General features: G+C 41.5%; 22 protein-coding genes and 1 riboswitch. Of the genes, 15 read left to right on the top strand and 7 right to left on the bottom strand.

The features are described 5' to 3' along the window. Positions 1-2 precede the first annotated feature (2 nt). Positions 3-758 carry an NAD-dependent epimerase/dehydratase family protein gene (locus LM917_RS19515; RefSeq protein WP_232699397.1) on the top strand — a complete coding sequence of 252 codons (756 nt, stop codon included), beginning with the start codon at positions 3-5 and terminating at the stop codon, positions 756-758. A 321-nt stretch (positions 759-1,079) separates the two neighbouring features. Then, positions 1,080-3,482 carry an AAA family ATPase gene (locus LM917_RS19510; protein ID WP_232699396.1) on the top strand — a complete coding sequence of 801 codons (2,403 nt, stop codon included), beginning with the start codon at positions 1,080-1,082 and terminating at the stop codon, positions 3,480-3,482. 105 nt (positions 3,483-3,587) lie between these two features. Here the strand turns inward: LM917_RS19510 and brnQ are convergent, their stop codons facing one another. Further along, positions 3,588-4,952 carry a branched-chain amino acid transport system II carrier protein gene (gene brnQ / locus LM917_RS19505; RefSeq protein WP_232699395.1) on the bottom strand — a complete coding sequence of 455 codons (1,365 nt, stop codon included), beginning with the start codon at positions 4,950-4,952 and terminating at the stop codon, positions 3,588-3,590. Positions 4,953-5,222: 270 nt separating this feature from the next. On the opposite strand from brnQ, the gene LM917_RS19500 reads away from it, so the two are divergent. From LM917_RS19500 to LM917_RS19490, 3 genes are all read left to right on the top strand, one after another. After that, the gene (locus LM917_RS19500; RefSeq protein WP_232699394.1) at positions 5,223-6,278 is read left to right on the top strand and encodes a type III polyketide synthase; all 1,056 of its coding nucleotides are present in this window, start codon (positions 5,223-5,225) and stop codon (positions 6,276-6,278) included. Next, on the top strand, positions 6,272-6,841 hold the full coding sequence (locus LM917_RS19495; RefSeq protein ID WP_232699393.1) for an isoprenylcysteine carboxyl methyltransferase family protein: 570 nt from the start codon (positions 6,272-6,274) through the stop codon (positions 6,839-6,841). The genes LM917_RS19500 and LM917_RS19495 overlap by 7 nt, the downstream gene beginning before the upstream one ends. An 87-nt stretch (positions 6,842-6,928) precedes the next feature. Next, entirely contained in the window at positions 6,929-7,456 is a 528-nt protein-coding gene (locus tag LM917_RS19490; RefSeq protein ID WP_232699392.1) for an ECF transporter S component, read from the top strand. Positions 7,457-7,599: 143 nt separating this feature from the next. On the opposite strand, the gene LM917_RS19485 is transcribed toward LM917_RS19490, so the two are convergent. Genes LM917_RS19485 through LM917_RS19470 form a run of 4 tightly spaced genes read right to left on the bottom strand, consistent with a single transcriptional unit; the run spans position 7,600 to position 10,493 of the window. After that, positions 7,600-8,373, bottom strand: coding sequence for an ABC transporter ATP-binding protein (locus LM917_RS19485; RefSeq protein WP_232699391.1), 774 nt, complete (start codon positions 8,371-8,373; stop codon positions 7,600-7,602). Next, positions 8,370-9,155 carry an ABC transporter permease gene (locus tag LM917_RS19480; protein WP_232699390.1) on the bottom strand — a complete coding sequence of 262 codons (786 nt, stop codon included), beginning with the start codon at positions 9,153-9,155 and terminating at the stop codon, positions 8,370-8,372. Before LM917_RS19480 ends, LM917_RS19485 begins: the two co-directional genes overlap by 4 nt. After that, positions 9,152-9,442 (bottom strand): MTH1187 family thiamine-binding protein, encoded by a 291-nt coding sequence (locus LM917_RS19475; RefSeq protein WP_232699389.1) that lies wholly within the window; start codon positions 9,440-9,442, stop codon positions 9,152-9,154. The genes LM917_RS19480 and LM917_RS19475 overlap by 4 nt, the downstream gene beginning before the upstream one ends. Positions 9,443-9,482: 40 nt before the next feature. Continuing rightward, a complete protein-coding gene (locus tag LM917_RS19470) occupies positions 9,483-10,493 on the bottom strand; it encodes an ABC transporter substrate-binding protein (protein ID WP_232699388.1) in 1,011 nt (336 codons plus the stop codon). 172 nt (positions 10,494-10,665) lie between these two features. Continuing rightward, positions 10,666-10,774: riboswitch (TPP riboswitch) on the bottom strand. A gap of 512 nt (positions 10,775-11,286) precedes the next feature. Here LM917_RS19470 and LM917_RS19465 point away from each other — a divergent pair. From LM917_RS19465 to lplA, 10 genes are all read left to right on the top strand, one after another. Continuing rightward, positions 11,287-11,889, top strand: a complete 603-nt coding sequence (locus tag LM917_RS19465) for a hypothetical protein (protein WP_232699387.1) — start codon at positions 11,287-11,289, stop codon at positions 11,887-11,889. A gap of 86 nt (positions 11,890-11,975) precedes the next feature. Next, positions 11,976-12,728: a vWA domain-containing protein gene (locus LM917_RS19460; RefSeq protein ID WP_232699386.1), complete on the top strand. Its 753-nt coding sequence runs from the start codon at positions 11,976-11,978 to the stop codon at positions 12,726-12,728. A 21-nt stretch (positions 12,729-12,749) separates the two neighbouring features. Further along, on the top strand, positions 12,750-13,664 hold the full coding sequence (locus LM917_RS19455) for a PP2C family serine/threonine-protein phosphatase (protein WP_232699385.1): 915 nt from the start codon (positions 12,750-12,752) through the stop codon (positions 13,662-13,664). After that, on the top strand, positions 13,661-14,476 hold the full coding sequence (locus LM917_RS19450) for a hypothetical protein (RefSeq protein WP_232699384.1): 816 nt from the start codon (positions 13,661-13,663) through the stop codon (positions 14,474-14,476). The genes LM917_RS19455 and LM917_RS19450 overlap by 4 nt, the downstream gene beginning before the upstream one ends. A gap of 19 nt (positions 14,477-14,495) precedes the next feature. Continuing rightward, on the top strand, positions 14,496-14,891 hold the full coding sequence (locus LM917_RS19445) for a hypothetical protein (RefSeq protein ID WP_232699383.1): 396 nt from the start codon (positions 14,496-14,498) through the stop codon (positions 14,889-14,891). Between the two features lie 62 nt (positions 14,892-14,953). Further along, a complete protein-coding gene (gene essC / locus LM917_RS19440) occupies positions 14,954-19,039 on the top strand; it encodes a type VII secretion protein EssC (RefSeq protein ID WP_232699382.1) in 4,086 nt (1,361 codons plus the stop codon). 171 nt (positions 19,040-19,210) lie between these two features. Next, positions 19,211-19,480 (top strand): WXG100 family type VII secretion target, encoded by a 270-nt coding sequence (locus tag LM917_RS19435; protein ID WP_232699381.1) that lies wholly within the window; start codon positions 19,211-19,213, stop codon positions 19,478-19,480. Between the two features lie 168 nt (positions 19,481-19,648). Further along, the gene (locus tag LM917_RS24580) at positions 19,649-21,793 is read left to right on the top strand and encodes a WG repeat-containing protein (protein WP_304502594.1); all 2,145 of its coding nucleotides are present in this window, start codon (positions 19,649-19,651) and stop codon (positions 21,791-21,793) included. Between the two features lie 83 nt (positions 21,794-21,876). Continuing rightward, positions 21,877-22,764, top strand: a complete 888-nt coding sequence (locus LM917_RS19425; protein ID WP_232699380.1) for a LysR family transcriptional regulator — start codon at positions 21,877-21,879, stop codon at positions 22,762-22,764. 64 nt (positions 22,765-22,828) lie between these two features. After that, complete coding sequence (lplA, locus tag LM917_RS19420; RefSeq protein ID WP_232699379.1) at positions 22,829-23,818, top strand: lipoate--protein ligase; 990 nt, start codon at positions 22,829-22,831, stop codon at positions 23,816-23,818. Positions 23,819-24,070: 252 nt separating this feature from the next. Here lplA and LM917_RS19415 read toward each other — a convergent pair whose 3' ends face one another. Next, on the bottom strand, positions 24,071-25,117 hold the full coding sequence (locus tag LM917_RS19415; protein ID WP_232699378.1) for an ATP synthase beta subunit C-terminal domain-containing protein: 1,047 nt from the start codon (positions 25,115-25,117) through the stop codon (positions 24,071-24,073). Positions 25,118-25,153: 36 nt separating this feature from the next. Next, entirely contained in the window at positions 25,154-25,882 is a 729-nt protein-coding gene (locus LM917_RS19410) for an alpha/beta fold hydrolase (protein ID WP_232699377.1), read from the bottom strand. Between the last annotated feature and the right edge of the window lie 16 nt (positions 25,883-25,898).

Here is a 25,898-nt window from a genome sequence, read left to right as displayed (position 1 = left end):
GAATGACCCGTAGCACAGAACGTAAGCCGTTCATTCAAGCTATGGGAGCTAAGGCTATCGTCGTCGATGCGTTTGATCGGGAAGCTATCCTATCGGTAGTTGAGGAAGTACGTCCAGATGTAATCATTCATCAGCTTACTTCGCTCAGTAATGGGAATGTAGAAGAGAATGCTAGCATCAGAATGGAAGGGACGCGGAATCTGGTAGATGCTGCTCACGCTGCAGGCGTTAGACGATTCATTGCACAAAGTATTTCGTGGGCTTATGAGCCAGGAGATCATCCTGCTTCAGAAGAGGTTTCATTGGATATCAATGCACCCATGCCGCGTAAAACGACTATAGAGGGTATTACTGCACTGGAAGGGGCTGTAGCAGAGGTACCGAATCATGTTATTCTGCGGTATGGAACGCTCTACGGACCCAACACCTGGTACGATAAAAATGGAACCATGGCGGAAAAAGTTCTGCTAAGACAGCTCCATGCAAACGACGGGGTTACTTCTTTCCTTCATGTGGAGGATGCAGCGAATGCAGCTCTATTGGCACTGGAGTGGTCAACTGGCCCAGTAAATATTGTAGATAACGAGCCTGCTGCAGCAACACATTGGCTGCCAGTTTATGCTGATTCGTTGCAAGCCCCTGTACCTGAATATCAACCAGGTAACAGAGGAGAGCGCGGTGCATCGAATGCCAAAGCTCGTAATAATTACGGCTGGGAACCGTTGTACCCGACGTGGAGAGATGGATTTACAAAATGATAGTTTGAGTTGCTTCCGAAAAGAATAACGCATGTCAGCCTTTCGCTCTGTGTACGCCCAGCATGGGAGTTATCAGGGTTCAAGATTTGTGTATGAAATGACAGATACTAATGAAAATTTGCGTCTGTCAAAATTTAAGTTGCAGAGTTAGGTTCTACTCCTAATAGCGTTGTCTTAACATTTTGTTGTCCCTACATCCACATCAGGGTGTAGGGATTTTTACGTTTCAAAAAATCTATTGCCCAATACTAGGGATACATCCAATTATTTTGTTACAATAGTGGTACATCACAGATTGAGAAGTCTTTTGGAGGACCAGACATGAATCATTTGGGACAAAATAATGACCAGCACTGGATCGATAAGGTAAGAGGCTGGCAACATGTAAATCGACAATCTATGCCAACTGAAAATATAGCCATACAGATGTTGCAATACACCGAACAAGCCAGAGAAGATAAACAATTTAACTCTACTGAAATAGATGAAGCAGAGTCGATTATTTTAACTGTACTGGCCTATGAACGATATCGGAAAACCGGACAAGTGGCTCTCTCCGAGGAGTGGGTGAAGAAAGCAAGAAGACTCGACTCTCACAATGAATGGACTGCAGATATACATGCGGAAATTTATATGCAACTTCTTCTTCACTCCCTGACGGAAACCACTCCCTTCCCTGCTGTAAGAGAAACAGATAATGCTGCTACCAGAAAGAAGGGTGCAGCTCTGTTTGTTCAGCAGATCGAACACCGCCTGGATGATTTGGTAAATTGGGAAGAGCTACTTCAGACGGGAATGAACGCCGCACAACGCTCTGGTAAAAGAGAGTGGACGGACAGGTATGAAAATGTACATCAGCTAACACGTGAGCTGGAAGAAAAGCTGGTTACGCTGCTCAAGGAAGCAACAGGTTACGCTAATTCGGTTCAGGGATTGTTTTACTCTGCGGAACAGTTGAACCGATTACAGCGGGTAGCCCGACAGGTCGAGGAAATAGAGCAATCCATTAAACAGGAGTTAACCAATCAAAACGATCAGGAATCAACAGGACATCAACACTCCGCCCTTGATATGATTCATGAATTGATTGGAATGGATGAAATCAAGGATCGAGTAAAACACTTGGCACAGTTCCTGCGTTATCAGCAGATAAGAACGGAAAAGGGATGGGAGCTTACAGATGAAATGGAACTACATGCCGTTCTAATGGGGAATCCCGGAACAGGTAAAACAACTCTAGCCCGATTACTAGCCAAGCTATACCATGAGTTGGGCTTGCTGGAACGTGATGAAGTGGTTGAGGTAGATCGTTCCCATTTGGTTGGGGCTTTTGTCGGCCAATCAGAACAACGTACAATGGAAGCGATTCAACGTGCAGTAGGTGGCGTACTATTTATTGATGAAGCATACAGCTTAAAGAGGGCAGATTCTAGCGGGAGTGACTATGGCCAAGTGGTGATTGATACCTTGGTCTCTGCCATGACGAGTGGGGAATATGCAGGGAGATTTGTTGTAATTCTGGCAGGTTATCCTGAGGAGATGCGTAATTTTCTCCGGACGAATCCTGGTTTACGAAGTCGTTTTCCTGAGAGCAATCATTTTATGCTGCCAGACTTTACAACAGAAGAATTATTGCTTATTGCAGAGCAGGTAGCAACCCGCAATGATTATTTGCTTTTACCAGAAACAAAAATAGCGATTAGGCAACGTTTGGACAGGGAACGGGTAGATGACACATTCGGAAATGCCCGAACAGCGAAAAATATTATTCTGGATGCCATTTTTGTAAAAGGGAGCCGGATACAAAATGAGACTGGTTTACGTATCCCGGATTTCACTATTATTGAACCCTCCGAAGTGAAGCAAAAGCATGAAATTCAGCCAGTGCATGGTCAAGAGGAAACGAGACTTTCTGCAAAAAAAGAATTAGACAAGATGATTGGGCTTGATGAATTGAAGCTAGAGGTTAGAAAAATTGCTGCATTCGTCTCTGTTCAACAAGCAAGACAGGAAAAAGGATTGCCTGCTGTACCGATTGAACTGCATGCAGTCTTTACGGGTAACCCAGGTACGGGAAAAACAACTGTCGCCAAGCTGTACGCGCAAATCTTACATGAGGTAGGCTATCTAAAAAGAGGACATTTAGTTACGGTTGGGAGAGCAGATCTCGTTGCTGATTATGTAGGGCAAACCGCTACGAAGACAAGACGGAAGGTAAAGGAAGCATTAGGCGGTGTTCTGTTCATTGATGAAGCATACGCCCTTACTTCTGGAGGATCTAATGATTTTGGTGCGGAGGCTGTAACAACGCTTGTAGAAGAGATCAGTAAGCATGCAGAAAATCTGGTTGTTGTCTTGGCAGGTTATCCACAAGACATGCAACGTTTTAAGGAGAGTAATCCAGGTTTATCTTCTCGCTTTAAAAAATATCTACACTTTCCAGATTACACTACTGATGAATTAATGAAGATCATGAATCAATTCTTAGTAGAATCAGGGTATACCTGGAATCAGGAAGCAGAAGAGAAGGTGAATGAGCATCTGCTGATGTGGCATAAGCAGGATCGAATCAATGGAAATGCTCGTTTTGCAAAAAATATCATCCAAGAAGCATTGCAAGAACAGGCATTCCGTCTAGCTGAACATGACAATGGTAAGGATAGCTGGACGTCAGAAGAACTAAGTGAGTTAGTATGGAAAGATATCGAAAAGGTATTGATGTAACTGATTAATAAGATGCATGTAAGAATAGAAAAAGGATCGAACCATAATGTACTGTGGTTCGATCCTTTATTATTTCGTGTTCGTTCATCCTTACCAGGTTTACTTTTACATGTTTCTCGAAGTCTTGGTAACAGAATCTTTTGCAGACTGAAGCTGCCTACTATCACCCTTGACATCACCGATTATATAGCCAATGAATGCACCAATAATGGCAGGTACAACCCATCCAATACCCTGCGAGTAAAGTGGCAGATAAGAAAAGAGTGATGTTACTATAGGAATATTTACTCCGAAAGCAGTCAAACAATCAAAGAAACTAATAATCCCCGTAAATAAAATGCTCCATTGATAAATTTCTTTATATCCGCGAGTGAATTTATCAAGTAAGGCAATTAACACAAGTACAATCGCAATTGGATACATACCGGCCAAGACTGGACCTGAAATGGAGATAATTGTTTCAAGACCAAGATTGGCAACCATTAGACTGAAGAGAGAAAGAATGACTACATTTACTTTGTAAGTCAGTTTCGGGTGGAATTGAGAGAAGAACTGACTGCACGCTGTAACCAAGCCAACTGATGTAGTTAAACATGCTAGAAGAATAGCAAGCCCAAGCGTCATAACGCCAAATTTTCCGAGTAAATGAGTAACGACATTAGTCAAAATATGACCGCCATTTGTGGATACTCCAAGCGAATAACTGCTTGCACCTAAGTAAGCAAGAGCCAAATAAACGAGCGCAAGAGCAATACCGGCAATAACACCAGCTTTGATCGTATTTGTAGCGATCTTTACTTTATCCGTGACACCACGTTCGCGAATAGCATTGATAACTACGATACCAAAGACGAGTGAAGCAAGCGTGTCCATGGTCAGATATCCCTCTAAAAACCCTTTTGAGAACGTGCCATTCATGTAGGTTTCAGCCGGTGTTCCAAAATCTCCCATTGGTTTGATAAAGCTTAGAACAAACAATATTGCGATAATTAATAAAATTGCTGGAGTTAAGAATTTTCCGATCCGATCTACAAGCTTAGAAGGATTTAAACATAGCCAGAACGTTACTCCCATGAATATAAGACTATATAAAAAGAGTGAAAGCGCGTTTCCATTGGAACCAGAAGACAGGAACGGTACAATCCCTACTTCAAAGGATACAGTTGCAGTACGAGGAATTGCGAATAACGGCCCAATAGCAAGGTATACCAAAACGGTAAAAATAAGTCCGAAACGCGGGTGAACTCTACTAGCTAATGTACGTAAATCTCCTTCACCCATTGCAACTGCTGCGACTGCTAAAACGGGAAGTCCTACGCCTGTCATTATGAAGCCAAATATTGCAATCCAGACTTCTGTACCAGCAGCTTGTCCTAGAGATGGCGGGAAGATCATGTTTCCTGCTCCAAAGAATAATGCAAAGAGCATCAACCCGATTGTAATTGTTTGCTTGGTAGATAAATCTTTCATAAAAAACTCCTTATCCTGATGCATTTGTCTTGATGTGCATTTTATATTTGATTATAAATTTATCACATTTCAAAAACGTAATCGCAGCTAAATATTTTAATAATGTTACTATTTTGTGACCGTTATTTAAATATAAACATAATTTATAATTTTGTAAAAATTTGAAGTGTGATGTAAACCCTTACATTTACATATTTCGTGAAAACTACATAGGGTTTACAGTTTAGGGGAAAATAAACAGGCATCTGGAACGCCGAAGGAAGGTATGTCATGCCAAAAATTGCAGCAGTAGGTACAGCTACACCTGATCATAAAATTACAAAAGCGGAGGGGCAGATGTTTGCCCGCCATCTATTCCAGGATCAGTTTCGGGACATAGATCGATTGCTTACCGTGTTTGATTCTGCACAAATTGAATCCAGATATTTTGCCGCTCCACTGGAATGGTTCTCAACCCCCCATGGCTGGGCAGAGAAAAATAAGCTATTCCTCGTACAAGCACTACGTTTATGTCAGCAAGCTATAACAAATTGTTTAGAAAAAATAGAGATGGACGTAAAAGAGATTGATCAACTAGTACTGGTGACGTCTACCGGACTGGCAACGCCTAGTCTGGATGCTCACCTCTTTAACACCATGGGTTTTAGACAAAATATCGCGAGGACACCACTTTGGGGACTTGGTTGTGCTGGGGGTGCAGCAGGACTTGCAAGAGGGTTCTCATTTGCTAAAGCATGTCCAAAAGAAAAAGTGTTAGTCTGCTGTGTAGAGCTATGCAGTCTAACCTTTGTTCATGCAGATCGGTCCAAAAGCAATCTGATTGCCACAAGTCTGTTTGCAGATGGTGCAGCAGCAGCTCTGTTAGTAGGGGATGAGGTACAAGCTCCTTTTAACTCACCCAAATTTCTTGCTAGTCAATCAACCATATGGCATGAGTCTACTGATGTAATGGGATGGGACATAACGGATGACGGAATGAAAGTGATCTTCTCAAAAGATATCCCAACCATTGTTGAAACGGAAATTAAACCTCAGCTGGATCATTTTTTGTTCTCTCAAGGCATAGAAAACGGGCAACTAGATCGATTGATTGCTCATCCAGGTGGAATGAAAGTATTACAAGCCTACGAACAAGCCCTAACCCTTCCTGAAGGCAAATTAAAACATGCAAGGGATATCCTACAACAATACGGGAATATGTCATCATGCACGGTCTTATTCGTCTTGGAGCGAGAAATGAATGAAGTACATACAAGTGGGGAAACGGGATTGGTACTAGCACTGGGACCCGGATTTTCCTGTGAGCAGGTGTTGGTACGATGGTGACTTTATTTTGGTGTGTTATCGGATTTGTATTACTACAGCGAGTGGGAGAACTATTGCTAGCTAAACGGAACACCAGATTTATCAAGAAACAAGGGGGCGTGGAAGCAGGGGAGAACCACTATAAATGGATGGTGTTGTTGCATGTTACATTTTTTATTAGTATGTTCGTGGAAATAGGAAGTAAAGGCTGGGATCACATCTCTTTTCATCTACTTCCTTTTCTTTTGTTTTGTTTGGTTCAACCGCTTAGAATATGGAGCATCGCATCGCTTGGACATTATTGGAATACCAGAATATATGTGATAAAAGGTCTTGAACCAGTCATGCGTGGACCATATAAATATATCAAGCATCCCAACTACCTAGTAGTGATAGTTGAACTAGTTACATTGCCGATGACGTTTGGAGCAATCTGGACTGCTGTACTGTTTAGTTTACTCAATGTGTTAATGCTATCCGTACGCATATCTATAGAAGAAGCAGCACTACATGAGGCGTATCAATATAAACGGTGGATGAGTGATCAGCAACGGTTTGTGCCAATTTGGTGGCGACGTAAATAATACGTATTATTATCATTACGTTATCATTAAATATGTTACAATATATAATTAGTCGCAGATAAGTTTTTTTGAAAGGAGTAGATAAATGTGACTTTGTTTCAAGCTAAAGAAGGAAGTAATGAGCAAACAGCTAGAATGAAACAGCCCTTCTGGACGACACGCAGAATAACTCGTCTTGCAGTGATGATTGCACTAAGCTGGGCAGGTTCGCTGTTAAAAATCCCTTCTCCAACAGGAACCGTAGCGCTGGATTCAGCTACGGGGTATTACGCTGGGGTGAAATTTGGACCAGCCGAGGGAGGAATTGTAGCTGGTATTGGTCATCTTTTTACCGCAGCAATGACGGGATTTCCCTTGGGATTACCCATTCATCTTTTTGTGGCAGTTCAACAAGCAGCGTGGGCAATGATTTTCTGGCTACTTTCCACTAAAGTTAATCTGTGGGTAGGGATTATTGGAGGAATCGTTTGTAACGGTATTTTAGGACCACTTATGATGATACCGATTATAGGAACAGGTTTTGCTATTAGTATGATCATTCCACTACTAGTAGGTTCCACTGCAAACATTGTTGTGGCGGCACTTGCTTATAAGAAATTAAAAAAAGTAAGGTAATCATCATTTTTCCTACACGTAACTCCATACTTACATACAAGTATAAAAAGAAAAAACACCTTTCCAGATAACCTTTTAATAGAGGGTTTGGGCAAGGTGTTTCTGTTATAAAGGCAAGGGACTTACGTACACATCATATTCCTTCAGGTCTGCCTGTTTTTGAGCAAAGAAAGGATTTGTTGCTTCACTTGTAAATATTCGGAGCGGACCATCATTTCCTCATGTCGAGGACGTTCTAGTGGAACGACAATTTCTTTAGCGATGACGGCAGGCTTATCAGATAGCACATAGATTTTATCAGATAGTAGCAAGGCTTCGTCGATACTGTGCGTCACAAGTAAGACAGAGCGTTGATATTCTTCCCATACGGAAAGCAGCCAGTTTTGCATTTCTAATCTGCTTAATGCGTCCAAGGCACCAAAAGGTTCATCGAGGCAGATTAATTCCTGGTTACTGAGGAGGGCGCGTAGAAAGGCTACACGCTGCTGCATACCGCCAGAGAGCATATGAGGGTATGCTTGCTCATAACCACCAAGTCCAATCTTGGGAAGCCATTCTCTGGCTAGTTGAAGCGTTTGTTTCTTCGACATTCCTTCTACTTCCAAGGCAAGACCTACATTCTCTTCAACTGTTCGCCAGGGAAACAGGCTGGATGATTGAGGCATATAGCTGATGAGTCCTTTTTCTCCAGTTACCTGTCTTCCATTGATATAGATTTCACCTGATGAAGGTGTAAGTAGACCTCCAATCATATGAAAGATAGTGCTTTTTCCACTTCCTGATGGACCGATCAATGACACGAACTCGCCCTTGTTCACTGTTAAAGAGATTTTATCAAGCACATGCACAGATTTTTGTCGATCGGAAAAGGTATGAGAAATCTGCTGTAATTCTAATGCGTAAGTATCCGTATTCATTTTGCTCCCTCCCTCCCTTCATTACTAGGACGCCAGCCAATCAATCGACGTTCTATGAAGGTAATTAGACCAAATATCGCAAAACTCATTAGTACAATAATAAACATTGTCACAAAAACCCGATCAGTGTGGAAGGATGATTGAGCTCTTAGCATATACAAACCGAGACCTTCCTTCGCTCCTAACCACTCAGAAATGACGGCACCCATCACACTATAGGTGGCTGAGATTTTTAACCCGGAAAAAATGGAGGGGAGTGAGTTGGGTAGCTCCAATTTCCAAAAAATTTGTTTGCGATTTGCTCCAATCATCATCATGTATCGTTTCATCTGAGGATCTGTCTGAGCTAATCCTGTCATGGTTGATAACGTAACAGGGAAAAAACAGATTAACGTAATTAAAATCATCTTGGGTAGCAATCCAAATCCGAACCAAATCATCAGTAATGGAGCCAAGATGATGGTTGGGATGTTCTGACTAACGATCAAGAGGGGGTAAATGGCTCTTCGAATCATAGGCAAACTATGTAGTACAAAAGCAAGAACAAGCCCAATCCCTGAGCCGATTGCAAATCCAAGCAAAGTAATCTTTAATGTAGCTAACAAATGTTTACCCAATTGTGGAGCCTGATTAATTCCTTCTTGCACAATAGCGAGTGGACTAGGGAGAATCCAATCTTCAATCTGAAAAATCATCGTGGCACCTTGCCACAACAGGAGAAGCAGAAAAACCGCCAGAATTGGCGGCCATCCTGCTTTTACATATCCAAAGCTTTTTTTCATCGATATTTCTCCGTTAATACATCCATTGAAGCTCCCTCAGGACGATGATAGATCTTTACCTGGGAAATAACGGAAGCACAGCCTTCTGCCACCATTACCTCATTCATTTTATTGATAATGGAAAGTAGTTCGCCTAGCTCACCTTCCATCGTTGTCTCTAACGGACTGACCAAATATTTTACCCCTGATTGCTGAATTACTTCGATTGCTTTATCCACATAAGGGATTACGCTCTCCCCATTAGGTGTGCTCGGGATGATTTGAATGCTGACTAATGCATTTGCCATGTTTATCTCTCCTCATTGTCTCCATATTAATTTGTATTAGTTAGGAAGCTGGCAAGAAATCGTTAGTAAAGGCCTTGTCTACTTCAAGCGGTTTATCCAGAAGTTTATGTTCAATCATCCAGTCAGAATAGTTGTGCCAAACTTCTTTTTTCTGTTCACCCCAACGAGGGGCATCGTCCTGGTAACGAGGACTTAGCCATTTTTGGCTTTCCTTCACTAGCTTTTCTTCTAGATCAGGAGCATGTTTTAGAAGGATATTTGCTGCTTCATCTGGATTTTTCCCTGCAAAATCATATCCTTTGCTGGTAGCAGCCATGAATTTTTTAACTGTCTCCGGCTTTTCTGCAATCATCTTCTCATTGGTCACAAGAACTGGGGTATAGTAATCCAGCTTCTCTGAGTAATCCTTGACATAAATCATATTTAACGGCTCATTGCGTAGCTCTGCTTCAATTCCTGTCCAGCCATAAAAAATCCAGGCAAAATCAATATCACGTTTTACAGCTGTGAAATAATCAGCATCACCAATATTTACTATACTTAATTTATTAAAATCAGCATTCTCTTGTTTCATGAGAGATGTAAGAATTGCCTCTTCTCCAAGGGAACCCCATCCACCATACGTTTTTCCTTCAAAATCCTTAGGAGATTTGATGTTTTTAGCAACAGGTGAAGCAAAACCGGAAGTGTTGTGCTGAATAACAGCAGCAATAGATACGAGTGGCACTCCTTGCGTACGTGCCTGGGTTACACCTTCCTGATAGCTAACCCCAAAAGGAACTTCCCCAGAAGCTACCATAGCGTCTGCTGTATTTACTCCAGGTTGGATAATTTCTACTTCAAGCCCTTGTTCCTTGTAATAGCCATTTTCCAATGCAACATATAATCCAGTATGATTGGTGTTTGGTGTCCAATCCAGGACAACTTGAATTTTCTCTGGTGCAGTTACTGATTTTGTTGGTTCAGAAGCTTGTTGTCCACTACATGCTGCCAAGGAAAGAATTAGTACGGAAGAGAGAGCAGCTGTTAAAAAGCGATTTCTTTTTTTCACGAATTAGGGACCCCCATCTAGATGATAGTTACTTCATTAATGTATGTAGAAAACTTGCTATGCCAAGCCTTTGGCGCAGGCAAAGCCTTAGTTGCACGTATGCAGATGAGAATTTTTATGAATTCTTATCTGTCAACAAAAAAACGCTCCCTGGGATGGAAGCGTCTACTGTAACAAAAACGTTAGTGTTACCTACGCTGGCATTATCCAGATCAGGTTAAGGGTCAGTATTTGCGGAATACTTTCTCAGCCGGCCATTTCCAGCTCCCCAAAGCGATTATTTGGTTTTCTATAGCCATCATACTCGTATTCCAATATCTTGTCCAGCAAGTACAAAAACGGTTGTGTAATTGTAACACAAGGTATTCTGTCCCAAACTTGCCTAGGTATTTCATCCTGAATGTAGTGGAAGGAATATTAGTAAATTTACAATTTTTCAGTTTTGCGTTACATTTTATTCAATATAGGATAAAAATACATATGTTAATGGGAGTTGTTTATGGAAGTCATTTCCTCCTGTATTGTATATCTTATCCCCCGTAGAGTGAGTAGAGAAGGAATCTCATAATACGTGTATAATTTGTATGTACATGGGAAATTTTGGGGCCTAACCACAGTTTATGTATCCGTGATAAAAATTTCTATACGGCAGTTACGTTCTAAGTTCCTAGTCATAATAAGTAAAAACAGGTCGAATTTCTCTAGTATGTACGTCCCGGTTCTGTAAATCTATTTTCATGGGAATAATATCTTCTTTTTCAAAGGTACGAGTATGAATTCAGGAGAGATCATGATGTCGCGAATATTAATTTACCCTAATCAGCTACGTGAACTCGGGGTTGAGTATAAACGTACGGAGATGGAATGGAGAAACATTGAGCTACGCCTGCAGAGAGCCATGGATAGTCTAACATGGGAGATACAGGAAAAATCTCGAATTGAGGAAAACTGGCGCCAAGTTAGAATGCTAAGTGCTACTGTTACGGAGCACCTGAATAAAAATGGAGGGCGACTTGAAAGCTGGGCAAATGGATTTGAAGAGACTGATCAAATTTGTTCAGAACAAGTTGCTACAAGCCTGCGAAATGCAAGTAACGAAGTAAGGGAGATGAATCTTGTGATGAACGGCCAGGCTTTTGGTGGTACAACAGCTCTCCACTTTCCTCATAAGGAGATGCAAAGGCAGTTATCCGTTATGGGACCAGAAGCAGCCATGCCGATTGCCAGACTCCACTTTATTCGCCAGCAACTACACTATGGACCAGATCCTGTTATGCCATCTGAAGCGATTATGGAAGAGCAGCGTGCAAAAGAAACCACTCCTTTATTGAAAGAAGTACCACAATCGTTATCGGGATTGGTAAAACCAAGTGCTTATCTTAAGAATGTGCACTAATCTGTATAACACCTTGACATTCGCAATAGGAACATAAAGAATCTCGGTAAATAGAACTTTTAACGACCTAGTAGGGAGATGCCACTATGAGCTACGAGTTACAAGCTACGCAAAGAACACCTGCTTTAATCATTTATGTTATTGATGTAAGTGGTTCTATGTGTCTTCCAATGGGAGAAAAGCGAAGAATTGATGTAGTAATGGAGTCATTATCTACTGCCATTCGGCAGATGATTTTTCGCTCTACAAAAGGAAGCCGCATGTCACCAAGATATCGAGTAGCAATCTTGGCATATAGTGATGAGGTTTATGATTTATTGGATGGCATTCGTGGGATTGATGAAGTTGCCCGCTTGGGTGTTTTACCGGAATTAAGCCCACGCCGTCTTACAGATACTGCAAAGGCTTTTCTGCAGGTTGAGAAGTTATTACAGGCAGAACTACCATTTATGCAGGATTGTCCCGCTCCGCTCATTTGCCATATGACGGATGGTGCAGCAACGGGGGAAGACCCGGAACCTATTGTTAAACGAATTATGCAATTGTCTGTACCAGATGGGAATGTGCTAGTAGAGAATATTTTTATCTCGGATGAAATGTTACGTGAACCTATCGCCGATCCAAAACGGTGGGGAGGCATTATGCCAGATTCAGTGTTGGTTGATGAACATGCGATCAAGCTACAAAGCATGTCATCTGTCTTGCCTGAAAGTTACCGTGAAATGATGGGTGAATCTAATTATCAGTTAAACAAGGGAGCGTTGCTCATGCTACCAGCTACTAGCCCAGAGCTAGTATCACTCGGTTTTCAAATGTCTGCGGCAACGCCAGTACGCTGATAGTGTTCAGGTGGTACTAAAATGACAAAAACCTACACCTATATGAAGGTGGATCAATTAAAAGAGATGCCAGTTACGAGCGAAAATGAGCAATTCGCTTGGCGGTACGCTTATTCAAGAGCGCAGGAAACCAGGAAAATGAGGGAAAAAGGGCAAGACTATTTAACATTTGCTCGCAATCAACGGAGTTTTTTGTTTTCTCTTTGTGATGGAGTAAGTCTTTCTTACTACGGGGATATCGCAGCCAGAATCCTTGGTGATGCTCTACTAGACTGGCTCTCCTCGGAAATAGCAGAATTAGAGGATGATTCTCTACGATTACAAAAACATTTAGACCATCATTTACGTGATTTAACGAAGCCAGCAAGCCAATTGGTAGCGAAACATCCTATTCCGACAAATGTTACAGGAATGCTACGAGACGTTTTAGAGGCCAAACGTCAGCGAGGAAGCGAAACTACTTTTGTATGTGGAAGAATAGATCTTCCAAGTACGAGATATCCAAGCGGCAGAATCATAGTAGCTTGGCAAGGAGATTCCAGATTGCGCCTTTTCGACGCTGGGCAGGAGGTAAGTAGTTGTTTACCGGGTGTGTTTCATACATCTGAGCGCTGGTCCACCTTGCATGGTCCAGTGGGAGGAGAGCCACATCTCTTTGTTGGTACACTGAGAGACAATCAGCGAATCACGAGACTCATTGCCTATACAGATGGTTTAGCAGAATTGGACGAATGGGGGCGTCTACCGTCTGATGGTCAGCTACAGTCATTGATTAATCAGGCTGGTGAAAAGCCTGCCAGTGACGATATTGCACTTTTAGAGGTTTCTTGGAATCCTGAAGGGTTTGTCAACAGAGCATTAGACCGTGAAGAGCGGTTACAAGCACAATCTGGCATTCGAGGGAAGATTAATAGCATTGTGAGGAGGCTAGTATGAAAAGTACGATTGAATCTATTTCAATCACAGATAAAGAGCTTTACTTTTTAGCTTGCCTGACGGGAGCTGACCAGGTGCTTGGAATCGCAGAACCTTACTCGGGATATTTAACCGAAGATATTCAGGAAGAGTGGGACCAAATAAAAGTAAAGTTGCTTGGGAAAGGCTATCTCTATGAAGATGAAACAGGGATATACATTGATTCAATTGTAGATGCCTTGGTTTCTCCTTGTGGATTTGCCACTACCTGTTGCTATTTTCGCTATGCGAATGAAAATGAAAAAGCTTACGAGGGTTATTTTCATTTTGACAAGGAAAGCGTTGTGGAAAAACGTGCTGCCAAAGGGGAAGGAGACTCCTACGAATTGATTGCACTGGGAACACCGCAGTTTTCTTCTCAGGATATGTGTAATCGTCTCCGTCTGTATGATGGGAAAAAGCTGGAGTCAAAAGCGATTTTGTTGCCTAATGTCTATTTCCAGGAATTGCGGGAAATGGCTGAGGAAAAAGAGAGTAACGAGCTTGAGAATAGCTTGCTTGCGCATGGTTGTCCCAGGGTGGAGGCAGCAGTATTTGCCGAGTCACTAAATAAAATCTGGTGTCAGGGGCAGTTAATCGTCATGTCTTGGTATCAGAATGACTGGAGTTTAAACGGTGCTACTTTTATCACTTCAGCAAATGGAAACTGGTTAATACGTCTGTTTGTTCAGGACCGGGAAGACTGGGTCAGTATTTCTTCTGTTACAGATATGGAGATGAATGAAGTCTTACAGGGCATGATTATGGAAAAACTATTGCCTCGTGCCATGTAAAAGGAAGTGAGTAACGACAGTGAATACTGTAATCGTAACCATAGTGACTAGTGCTAATATGAGACAAAATCCCGATTATGAATTACCGACAGAGATTCCCTGCAGACAATTAGCAGAGCAAGTTGCATTTGCACTTAGAGGGGAGCGTCAGGTAATCGAAAATATTACCTATCTATTGGAAATCAAGGTGGGAGATGATGAGTGGAAAGTGATACCTTCCCACTTGTCACTTGCGGAGTTAGGCGTCCAAAATGGGGCCTATCTCCGAGTCCAACGGAGATTTTCTACGGTGGAAGAGGAGACGCAGCTGGATGGTTGGCGTTCTCTTTATGAGCAAAAGCCTTCCTACCAACCTCCGGAGTATGCCGAGGAAGAAACAGAGCTAAGAGGGTATGTCTGGAAATTATTAGAGTAAGATGAACCTAAATAAAATAAATATGAGAACTAGACTGCAAAATGCGGGAGGAGTGAGAGTTCATGTCTACTGATTACTTTCAGCGGTCACCGCGCTTAAAACGATCGATGCCTCGTGATAAGGTTGAAATACATAAGCCACCAATGGTTCCTCAGCCCCCCTCTTTTTCAATTATCTCCATTGTTATCCCGGTGATCATTACGTGCATTACATTAGGCGCGTTTCTTTTTTTAGGCTCGAGGATGCAGAGAAACCCTAATTTTATGATATTTCAGATCATATCTATGAGTGCAATGATGCTTTCCTATACGATCCCTTTATTTATGTTTGTACATAACAAGAAAACATACAAGCGAAATATGGCAGAACGGGAAACTAAATATAAAGAACAATTAGAAAAACATCGTGTGGAGTTAGGGGAATTAAAACAAATCCAGACCACCGTTGCCAATGAAATGAATCCTTCTCCTTTTCACTGTGTAACAAATATTGAAGAGAAGGCTAGTTCATTATGGGAACGTTCCCCACGGGATGAGGATTTTCTTAGTTTACGCTTGGGATTAGGAGCTTTACCAGCTACATTCTCTATTAATGCGCCTAAGCAGGAGGGTTATGAGGTAGACCCACTAATAGAAGAAGCACAACATGTTGCTTCAGAGTATATGAGGGTTGAAAATGTGCCGATTCAATTACCTCTTTATAAATCAAAGGTAATAGGTGTTGTCGGTAACCAGACTGCCGTATTAAATGCCATCCGAGTTATGGTATTACAAGCCGTTACCCACCATTCTCCTGATGAAGTGAAGTTCGCCAGCTTTTATCCAGAGTGGGAGGATGAGCAATGGCGTTGGATGCGCTGGTTACCTCACACGTGGGATGATGAATTTATCATGCGCTTTGTTGCCAAGGATAAGGGTCCCGCACATCAATTACTGGACTTTTTATATGGGATAGTAAACAGACGTAAATTCGCTCGTAATTCAGATTACCGGAAAGCATTTGAGGCACCATGCTATATCTTTCTTCTATCAGCGCCTCATTTGATTGAAGACGAACCTATTTTACCTCTCTTATTAAAAGAAGCGGAAGCGGTTGGCGCCTGCACCATTTTACTTGCTGATAGCAAAGATTCATTGCCGATGCAATGTAATGTTATCGTGGAAGTGACTGCTGACAGTGGGAAGATGATAGAAACAGTAGTTGTGGATAACTCAGGCATGGGCGATATTGAACATGAATACATACCTGATAAGGTAAGCTTGCAAACTGCTGAACGAATAGCAAGAACGATGTCTGGGATGAAATTAAAGCGTTCATCCTCAGGTGATATACCAAAAGTACTTACACTATTCGACATGTTTGGTGTCAACCAGGTGGAAGAATTACAGGTTGAAGAGCTTTGGAAGAAGAAACGCTTTCCCGATACCCTGCCAGTCCCAGTAGGTGTTCGTGCAGGGGGCAAACAAATTATGCTTAATCTGCATGACAAAATTGAACGAAGCGGGCACGGCCCCCACGGCTTGATGGCTGGTACTACTGGTTCTGGTAAAAGTGAGGTTATCCAATCAATTATTGCCTCACTTGCTATTCATTATCACCCGCATGAGATGGCATTCATGTTGATAGATTATAAAGGTGGCGGGATGTCTAACACCTTTAATGATTTGCCCCACCTCGTCGGTTCTATCACCAATCTGGAAGGGAATTTGATAGAGCGAGCCAAGATTTCGTTGAAAGCGGAATTGATTCGCAGACAAAAGCTGTTAAATGAAGCTGGCAACTTACAACATATTGACGAGTATTACGAATCACCTTGGCGTGAGGTTAATCCACTTCCACACTTGGTTATTGTGATAGACGAGTTTGCCCAGTTAAAAAAGGATCAGCCTGAATTTATGAATGAACTGATCTCTATTGCAGCGATTGGACGTACTCTCGGGGTACACTTAATTCTTGCCACACAAAAACCAGGTGGTGTCGTGGACGATAAAATTTGGAGTAACTCCCGTTTTCGTGTCTGTTTACGCGTACAGGATGATGCAGATAGCCGTGAAATGCTGAAGATTCCAGATGCTGCATGGATAACGACACCAGGTAGAGGATATTTGCAGGTGGGAAGTAACGAGGTATTTGAACTCGTCCAGTTTGCCTGGAGTGGAGCTCCTTATTTACCAGATGCTGAAAGTCGCAATAAACAGGCTCAAATCTATGATGTTCATTTAGATGGAAAACGATTGAAACGCAAGATTCGAGGAATGGAAAAAAATAGTGAAAAAGATGAAAAGAGCAAGAAACAGTTACAAGTCTTAATGGAATATCTCTCTGATGCAGCTAATCGTGAGGGGCTTACGCGACTCCCTGGACCTTGGTTGCCACCATTACCGGAGCAACTGATCTTATCAGAAATTGATCAGAAACGTCAGGCTGGTTGGAATGGTAACGGTTGGTCTGGACGAGATGGATATCTAAGTCCGGCAGTAGGACTCGTTGATGATTTGGCTAATCAACGGCAGGAATCGCTACTCATTTCCTTGGAAGAAGGTCATTTACCAATCTATGGTATGCCAGGTACTGGGAAGACAACCTTTATTCAGACCATGATCATGTCGCTTGCCCTACGTCACTCACCTAATGATGTTCATTTCTACATTCTGGACTTTGGACGTATGCTTCGTGATTTTAGGCATTTACCACATGTCGGTTCTGTCATTTTAGATGATGAAGCTGATAAAGTGAAACGCTTGTTCCGATTTCTTGGTCAGGAGCTGGCAAATCGACGCGAAATGATTGCAAGTGTGGGCGCTAAGACGTTGAGAGCATATCAGATTGCTACAGGTGCAGAGATTCCGGCGATTGTGGTCGTGATAGATGGATACATGAACTTCCGCAATACCTATCCCAATGAAAATGACCAATTGGAACAGTTTTTACGTGAAGGTGGCAGCGTAGGAATCACATTTATCGTCACAGCCAACCGGATTACTGATATTTTTGAAAAGTTCAGAAGCAACTTCTCCCTAGGAATTACGTTTGAGCTATCTGATCCGAGTGATTATTACTTTGCTGTAGGTCGACCTACCAGACCGCCTGTAAATCTGCCGGAAGGACGTGGATTGGTTAAAGGACAGGTTCCGCCCCTCGAATTCCAGGCAGCCCTGCCTGCTGAAGGTGAGGACGAGACACAACGTGCAGCTGCATTGAAAAGCTTGATCCTTCAAATGAATCAAGCTTGGACTGGAGTGAGACCAAAGGAAATTTTACCATTGCCAGAAGAAGTATTTCTTACTGATATTCTGAAGGATTACGAGTATCAACTTGCATCACCATTAAAAGTACCAGTTGGGATTCATGTTGATGATCTCTTGACATTTGAGGCAGATTTACAAGATGGCCCTTATTTTGTCGTAGGCAGTCCGATGGAGGGAGGAAAGACGTCCTTCCTGCAAAGCTGGGTATTATCATTAGCCAGACATGTCTTGCCAGAAGATCTGGAAATTTACTTAATCGATTACAGAAGAAGCAATCAGGGATTAATATCCCTACATAGCTTGCCTCATGTCAAAGGCTTCGCAGCGAATGATGGGCAGTTAGCTGAGATGCTACCTAATCTGTTAGAGCGGCTGAAGGCACGTAATAAGCAGGACTTCTTAATGGACCAGCCAATTGATTCCATGCTAACAGTTGAACCAGAGAGCAAGGAGCCTGCGCTGCTGCTGGTTATTGATGATGCTGATCTGTTTTTTAAACAGCTCACAGATTTCACCATGAAGGACCAAATGACCAACATAATCCGTCAAGGAAGAGATCGGGACTTCTACGTCATTATTTCAGGAGTTACATCGGACTTTCCATATAGCAGCAATGATTGGCTCTCTGAGATTAAAAGCATGCAAACAGGCTTTCTGTTTGGAAGTATTGATGCGAATGATCTACAGTTTTTCAAGATTCCTACATCAGAATCAAGTCACTATCCTAATTCTTCATACAATAAGATGCTTCCACCAGGTCAAGGTTACTATGCCAAGAGAAAATATGTACGAATTAAAGGTGTGTTACCAATAAGAGGTGCCCAAACGATTCAGGACCATATAAAGCTGGTTAGAGATAAATGGACAGAAATGGCTAGTTCTGGGTACAGCGATTTATAGAATAAGGTAATTAACATCATTAGAAAGACTAAAGTCCTGTATCACTTATGTAGAAAATGGTAGTATATTTCTACAAAATATTACGAAAAAATAGGAATTGTTTGTCAAAATATACTACGCTACAATAAATAGCGAAGAGAGTAATAATATTGATTTGGAGGGAAATGTTACATGGCAAGAATTTTAATTACACCAGATCAGGTAGATGAGGTAGCAAATCAGTTTACACAAGGAAAGGAACAAAGCCAAGAGATCATCCAACGCTTAAACCAACAGATCAACCAAATGGAAGGTCAATGGGATGGTATGACAAAACAAAAGTTCTTCCAAGAATTCCAGGAAGCTAATAAACAAATGACTAGCTTTGTACAACTCCTTGAGAGCATTTCCCAAGAGTTGCGCAACATCGCAACGAAATTCCGTCAAGCGGACGCGCAATAATGAAAATGGTGGAAAAAGGACTAGGGAAGCTTATCGCCTAGTCCTTTTCCCTATCTGATATGGTTCCCTACCAAATACAGATTACGATCATTTATAAAGAAAAGAACGCAATTATATAGATGAGTTAGGTGTTGAAGGTAACAATCAGGAAGAGAGGAGTAGCCAATCATGGTGTTTCAACCAAGTGTAGGAGAAGAGCTCCAGATTAACGGAATTACCTATACCATTGGTGAACATCCTATTGCCCCTCATATCCCTTATGGGCAAGAGGGACGTCAAGGGATCGTTTATCAATTAGTTCCTACGAAGGAAACAGCATCAAGTTGGAAAGCAATTAAGGTATTTCGTGATCAATACAAGGACCCGAAGCAAGTCTATATCTCCGAGAAATTAGGAGAAAATGCAAAATTACCAGGTTTATTGGTATGTGATCGACATGTATTAACTCCTCAGGCACACAGTGCACTTCTTTCTAAACATCGCGATTTAATGTATGCGGTGGTTATGCCGTGGATAGAAGGCCCTACCTGGATGGATGTCATCCTTGACAAGCGAGTCCTAACACGCAGTGAGAGCCTTCTATTAGCACGTTCACTAGCTAAGGTATTATCCGCGATGGAACAACAAGGATTGGCTCATTGTGATTTATCTGGTCCGAATATTCTGTTACCACGCTTGGTGAAGGATAGTATAGAAGATGGTTTTTCCTATGTAGAATTAGTAGATGTGGAGCAAATGTATGCCCCTCGAATGGAAAGACCACACGTAGTATTTGGTGCATCACCAGGATACTCGCCAACGCAAGCATCAGAAACAGCTCTCTGGAGCCAATATGCCGACCGTTTTGCTGGAGCTATCCTTTTGGCAGAGATGCTTGGATGGAGTGACCCCACGATACGCAAGAATGCGTGGGGCGAAAGCTACTTCATGCCGGAAGAGATACCTACGAGTGAACAACGTTACCCTCTGCTGTTATCCTCTATTCGAAATAATTGGGGTGAAGAGGTAGCAACGTTAATTGACCGTGCATGGCTGAGTCAGGAATTAAATCAATGTCCAACCTTTGGCGAGTGGCTGATTGCTCTCATGGATCTCGATGAAGAGAAACCGTTAAAGCCAGTTAGAAAAGAGCCTAAGCCAATTATCAAAGCGGCAGAACCTGTTGCGCCTATCGTACCTACACAGCCTGAGCAACTGAATAAAGCTGTTGAACCTGTTCAAACGGAACGTGAGCATTTAAAACCGTCAGCTGCGAGTAACCAGGAACCACGATTCGCACAATATGCAAAAAATGCGCATGAGCTAAAAACCTCTCAATTTAGTTTAGGTTTTTATTATGAGAACGTAGAAAAAGCGAAGCAATTTGAGGAACAAGGGAAATGGGAGAGCGCTCTTGCCGTTTATGAAGCAATCCAGATTAATTTACCTCCTACTAACGCTCTGTCGCAGGATCTTCATATGATTATTTCTGAGCTGGAGACACGCATTGCTGCGAAAAGGCTGTTAGAGAAGGAAGAGGAAGAAAGACGAAGAGCAGCCATGGCTTCCCAGCAAGTACCTAAGAAGAGTCCCATGAAGGCGATAATCATAAGTTCGGCAGCAGCCCTATTACTCGTATTAGTTGGTGGTGGGATATTATGGGCGAGTGATCAAGCCAAGACCCGTGAAGCCATCGCACAAAAGGAACAACAAGAAAAGGACCGCTTGGCAGGTCTTACTTTACTAAATGACAAACTAAATGCTGAACGTGCACAGAAAATAAAGATGGAAGAAGAGCTGAAACAGAAAGAGATAGCTGCAAAAGCATTAGCTGAGCAGCAAGCAAAAGATGCGCTAGCAGCCAAACTAAAAGCAGAAGCTGATTCCAAAAAAGCGCAGGAAGAAGCAAACAAGCGTATTGCTACAAGAAAAGTGGTGAGAAAACCAGTTGAAAAACCACAGACGCAGCCTGCTCCACAACCAAAACCAGTTCCAAAGCCACAGCCAGCACCTAAACCAGCTCCCAAGCCTGTAGTAAAACCTTCTGCAACACCAACGCCAAAACAACAGAATGGGCAATGGGGCTTTGTGAAATATGACAACACGGGCAATATGTCCGTTGTGATTGGGTATAAATATGATCATGCTGGAGCTTTTTCGGAAGGGCTAGCCGTTGTTAAAAAGAATGGTAAGTTCGGTTATGTTGATACAAATGGTAATCTACGTATTCCAATTCAGTACGACTGGGCTTCTGCTTTTAGTGGCGGAAAAGCAACTGTGAAAAAGGACGGGAAGAATATTACCATAAATGAAAGAGGGCAAGTAGTAAAATAACAAAAAAGTTGATAAAATCGCCGAGAAGAGAGTTTCCTAATTTCTTACGGTGATTTTTTTTCTTGACGGAAAGGAGGCGCAGTATGAATCTTGATTCGCTGCTTATTTATGTAAAGGTAGTAGAAAAGAAAAATTTTTCAAAAGCTGCCGAAGACCTAGCCCTCTCGCAACCTGCGGTTAGCCAGCATATTCGTATGCTAGAAGAATTATATGGGACCACTTTCCTTATCCGTTCCCCTAAACAGGTGCAGGTAACGAAGGAAGGAATGCTGTTTTATCAAAAGGCAAAACAAATTTTACATATGTTTGACGAGACAAGAATGGAGCTTCAAATGATGAAGCAAGAGGTATCAGGAATGCTACATGTGGGTGCCAGCTATACGATTGGCGAGTATTATTTACCCTATCAGCTCGTTAGTTATAGTCGTGAGTATCCCCTTGTGCAAGTTAATATGGAAATTGCTAATACAGAGCAGATTGTTGATTTGGTACGCGACGAAAAGGTTGATATTGGATTAATAGAAGGTAAGCACGAATGTAGTGAAGTAGAGGAATGGGTATTTAAAAAGGATGAAATGGTTCTGCTTGTACAAAAAGATCATTTGTTGGCACGCAAGCAATTGATTCAGGCAAATGATTTATGTAATCAGACATGGATTCTGCGTGAGAAGGGCTCTGGCACGAGATGGCATTGTGATCTGATTTTGTCTGAACTTGATATAATCCCTGTTCGCTATTATGAGCTAAGCAGCAATCAGGCTGTTAAGGAGGCTGTCATGGCAGGACTTGGCGTTGCAATCGTCTCCGAGTTGATCGCAAAGAGAGAAGTATTATTAGGGGAGTGCAGGGCAATCAAATTAGATAGCAGTCAGCATACACGTCTATTCTCTTTGATCACCAAAAAGAATAAAGTACGTAGCAGGGCATGCCAGTTATTTCTTGACATGATTTTGCTGAATTCCAGTACTTGAGAGGAACAGAAACGGGTGAGATAATAAGACAAGCCTGTTGTTTTTTAAAAAAGGAGGTCACAACATGAAATTTATTGATAATAAAGGCATTACGAAACCTAAAATGAATCTAGCTATAGAAGAATACGCACTAAAGCATCTACCTTCTGATGATGACTATTTACTTTTTTACATAAACGAGCCTTCCATTATCATCGGGAAGAATCAAAATACCATAGAAGAGATTAATTCAGATTACGTAGAAAAAAATAATCTCCATGTAGTAAGACGTCTATCAGGTGGTGGAGCCGTTTATCATGATTTGGGTAACCTGAACTTCAGTTTTATCACAAATGATGACGGTAAATCATTCCATAACTTCAAAAAATTCACCGAACCAGTAATTAAGGCTTTGGCAGGGCTGGGTGTTCAGGCTGAATTGAGCGGTCGCAATGATATTCAAGTAGGAGAGCGAAAAATCTCAGGAAATGCCCAATACTCCACAAAAGGACGCATGTTTAGTCATGGAACCCTACTTTTTAATTCTGAAATGGAGAACGTGGTCTCTGCTCTGAAGGTAAACGAGGCAAAAATTGCTTCGAAAGGGATCAAATCCATTCGCAGTCGAGTCGCTAATATTAGTGAATTCCTTACAGAACCAATTACGATTGAAGAGTTCAGACAGCATATCCTGTCATCTATTTTTGAGCAGGATGATGTGGAGGAGTACGAATTAACAGAAACGGATTGGGAGAATATCAATAAGCTCTCCGAGGAGCGCTATCAGAATTGGGATTGGAATTATGGAAAATCTCCTAAGAGTAATTTCCAGCAAACAAAACGCTTTCCTGTAGGTACGATTGAAGTACAATTGGATATTGCGAAAGGGAAAATAGAAATGGCCAAATTCTACGGCGATTTCTTTGGAACGCAAGAAGTGGCGGAATTAGAGGAGAAATTGGGTGGAACACCTTTTGAGAAACAAGCGATATATGATGTGCTGCAAGCAGCTGACCTGCACGTTTATTTTGGTGCGATTACTGCGGATGAATTGATTAGTTTGTTTTTCTCGTAGGAATGACGCTGCCTTCGTATCTAGTAATATGTAAAGCGAGTTATGTAACGAGTTACAAATAAAAATAGTTGAGCTTTAGTTATTTGTTATTAGCTCTATTATGTAGACAATGTAATAATCCCGATTCGTCTATTTTTCTATATAGAAATAGATGAATCGGGATTAGCAGCATTATTTAACTTGTTTCCTATAACAAGTGGGGAGGTAAGTGGAGAGTTACTTCTAATGAATACTACTATTCTATACTCATACTTATTTAATCCGACCAATATAGGTAAGGCTTTCAATTGATTTTGTATCCATACTGCCATTTAGAATGGAATGAACATCCTTCAATGTGTCCCTAAGGTTTACTGATTCGCCCTTCTTACCAGTGTAACTCTCTGCTACATAAAATGGTTGGGTAAGATAGGCCTCTATGCGTTCGCCTCGATTATAAGTTTGTAATTCAGATGTAGGTAGACTATCAATTCCTTTTACGTTTACTAGTGAACGCAATTCACGGTATCGGCGCAAGAGTTTTTTGGCACGTTGTTGACAGGACAAATGATTATCTTCAAGATCTATTCCTTCTAAAACGGAAGAGGTTGAATAAATAGGATTAACAGCTGGAAACATGCGTCTTGCAACAAGATCAGCATCAAAATTCCATAGGGTTTCCAGTGGACCATACGGGATGTTCTCATCAACAACCTCACCCTTCAAATCAACGAGGAAAGTTGTAAGAGTATTAATGCCAATATTCTGTATTTTCTCTTGGAGATCAAATATTTTACCAGTCAAGACATGTTCACGATCTGTGGCAAAGATAATTTCTTTATTTTGAGCTGTATCCTTTATGATTTTGTATGTTTCCTCAATTGAATACGAAATAATATCTACTTCATCCAGCACATCCTTTAATTCCGGATATTCCCCATTAGGCTTAAGTAAAACTGTCAAATATCCTTCTTTTTTCAAATTGTGGAATAGCTCAGCTAAAATCACTAGTTGTCCCATTCCTGGACGTGCTACGAAACCTACAGTTCCTCCTTTTGCTATTGGAGCAAACAAATCCACTACCTTAATTTTTGATTCAATAATTTCAACTGTATCTTCTCGTAGTATCAACTCATCTAAACTACACTTAGCTAAAGCTGCGAGTGCCACTATTGTTCGGACTTCTGAACGTCCGACGGGGATTTTTCCAGTACATAAATTTGAAACTGTAGCAGGCCGTAAACCCACTGAACGAGCTGCATTTGTGAGGTTAGGAACCCTTTTTCTTAATAAAGATACATTAAGCCTTATATTTTCCACTTGATAACACCCTTTAAAATTTGAATAGTTGTAATTTTATTTTATATCTTTCAAAAACAAATTTGTAGTTTCGATGAAAGTTTCTACATTAGGTTCAAATATATTGTGATCCGAGTCAACAAATACTGCTACGTCTGCTTGTGGCATTTTCTCTACGTATTGTTTTGCCGTTTCTAATGATATCAGGGCACCTTCTTTTCCACCACGAATAATAAGAGTAGGACATGTAATTGATGGTAAATCATCCCAAAATGAGACTTGAGTAGATTCGCTTTGTAGCCCATGTAAAGCCTGTAGATTCATTCGTTCTGATAATGGTTTGCCTCTCCAAGGTGGTAATGATGAAAAGAATTCGACCCATCCCTGACGAAGTTGTGTATGATTAGCTGGATAATCACATATTATTAAACCTTTTAGGTTTTTTGTGTATTTAATTGCATAACCGATTGCATAAGAAACACCTCTTGAATAACCCAATAAAATAAACTCTTTAAGCGCAAGATGATTGATTACAGTATCAATATCGCTTATGTGGTCTTCTAATGTATATCCAGTTTCAGGTGTGTCACTTTTTCCACGCCCCCTAAGTGTAATAGCGACACAGCGTCTAGGTGAAAATCTTTCCATTAAAGAAATATAATCTTCTGCTGATTCCGATAGTCCAGGAATAATGATGAGCGGAACATTTTCCTTTATTGTATTGTTAACATCCACAAAGTGAATGGCAGTACCACGATTATCAACCCAACTATCGCTATAATTCATCAACCTATTCACACCT

This window comes from Brevibacillus daliensis (assembly GCF_021245735.1).
Taxonomy (GTDB): Bacteria; Bacillota; Bacilli; order Brevibacillales; family Brevibacillaceae; genus Brevibacillus_B; species Brevibacillus_B daliensis.
This window is presented reverse-complemented; position numbering and strand designations above follow the sequence as displayed.

What these genes read in the sequence shown, in the direction of transcription:
- LM917_RS19515 (WP_232699397.1), top strand. Translation starts at nt 3, where the DNA reads ATGACCCGTAGCACAGAACGTAAGCCGTTCATTCAAGCTATGGGAGCT.
- LM917_RS19450 (WP_232699384.1), top strand. Translation starts at nt 13,661, where the DNA reads ATGAAAAGTACGATTGAATCTATTTCAATCACAGATAAAGAGCTTTAC.
- LM917_RS19495 (WP_232699393.1), top strand. Translation starts at nt 6,272, where the DNA reads ATGGTGACTTTATTTTGGTGTGTTATCGGATTTGTATTACTACAGCGA.
- LM917_RS19485 (WP_232699391.1), bottom strand. Translation starts at nt 8,373, where the DNA reads ATGAATACGGATACTTACGCATTAGAATTACAGCAGATTTCTCATACC.
- lplA (WP_232699379.1), top strand. Translation starts at nt 22,829, where the DNA reads ATGAAATTTATTGATAATAAAGGCATTACGAAACCTAAAATGAATCTA.
- LM917_RS19475 (WP_232699389.1), bottom strand. Translation starts at nt 9,442, where the DNA reads ATGGCAAATGCATTAGTCAGCATTCAAATCATCCCGAGCACACCTAAT.
- LM917_RS19465 (WP_232699387.1), top strand. Translation starts at nt 11,287, where the DNA reads ATGTCGCGAATATTAATTTACCCTAATCAGCTACGTGAACTCGGGGTT.
- LM917_RS19480 (WP_232699390.1), bottom strand. Translation starts at nt 9,155, where the DNA reads ATGAAAAAAAGCTTTGGATATGTAAAAGCAGGATGGCCGCCAATTCTG.
- LM917_RS19460 (WP_232699386.1), top strand. Translation starts at nt 11,976, where the DNA reads ATGAGCTACGAGTTACAAGCTACGCAAAGAACACCTGCTTTAATCATT.
- LM917_RS24580 (WP_304502594.1), top strand. Translation starts at nt 19,649, where the DNA reads ATGGTGTTTCAACCAAGTGTAGGAGAAGAGCTCCAGATTAACGGAATT.
- LM917_RS19510 (WP_232699396.1), top strand. Translation starts at nt 1,080, where the DNA reads ATGAATCATTTGGGACAAAATAATGACCAGCACTGGATCGATAAGGTA.
- LM917_RS19425 (WP_232699380.1), top strand. Translation starts at nt 21,877, where the DNA reads ATGAATCTTGATTCGCTGCTTATTTATGTAAAGGTAGTAGAAAAGAAA.
- LM917_RS19500 (WP_232699394.1), top strand. Translation starts at nt 5,223, where the DNA reads ATGCCAAAAATTGCAGCAGTAGGTACAGCTACACCTGATCATAAAATT.
- essC (WP_232699382.1), top strand. Translation starts at nt 14,954, where the DNA reads ATGTCTACTGATTACTTTCAGCGGTCACCGCGCTTAAAACGATCGATG.
- LM917_RS19455 (WP_232699385.1), top strand. Translation starts at nt 12,750, where the DNA reads ATGACAAAAACCTACACCTATATGAAGGTGGATCAATTAAAAGAGATG.
- LM917_RS19410 (WP_232699377.1), bottom strand. Translation starts at nt 25,882, where the DNA reads ATGAATTATAGCGATAGTTGGGTTGATAATCGTGGTACTGCCATTCAC.
- LM917_RS19435 (WP_232699381.1), top strand. Translation starts at nt 19,211, where the DNA reads ATGGCAAGAATTTTAATTACACCAGATCAGGTAGATGAGGTAGCAAAT.
- brnQ (WP_232699395.1), bottom strand. Translation starts at nt 4,952, where the DNA reads ATGAAAGATTTATCTACCAAGCAAACAATTACAATCGGGTTGATGCTC.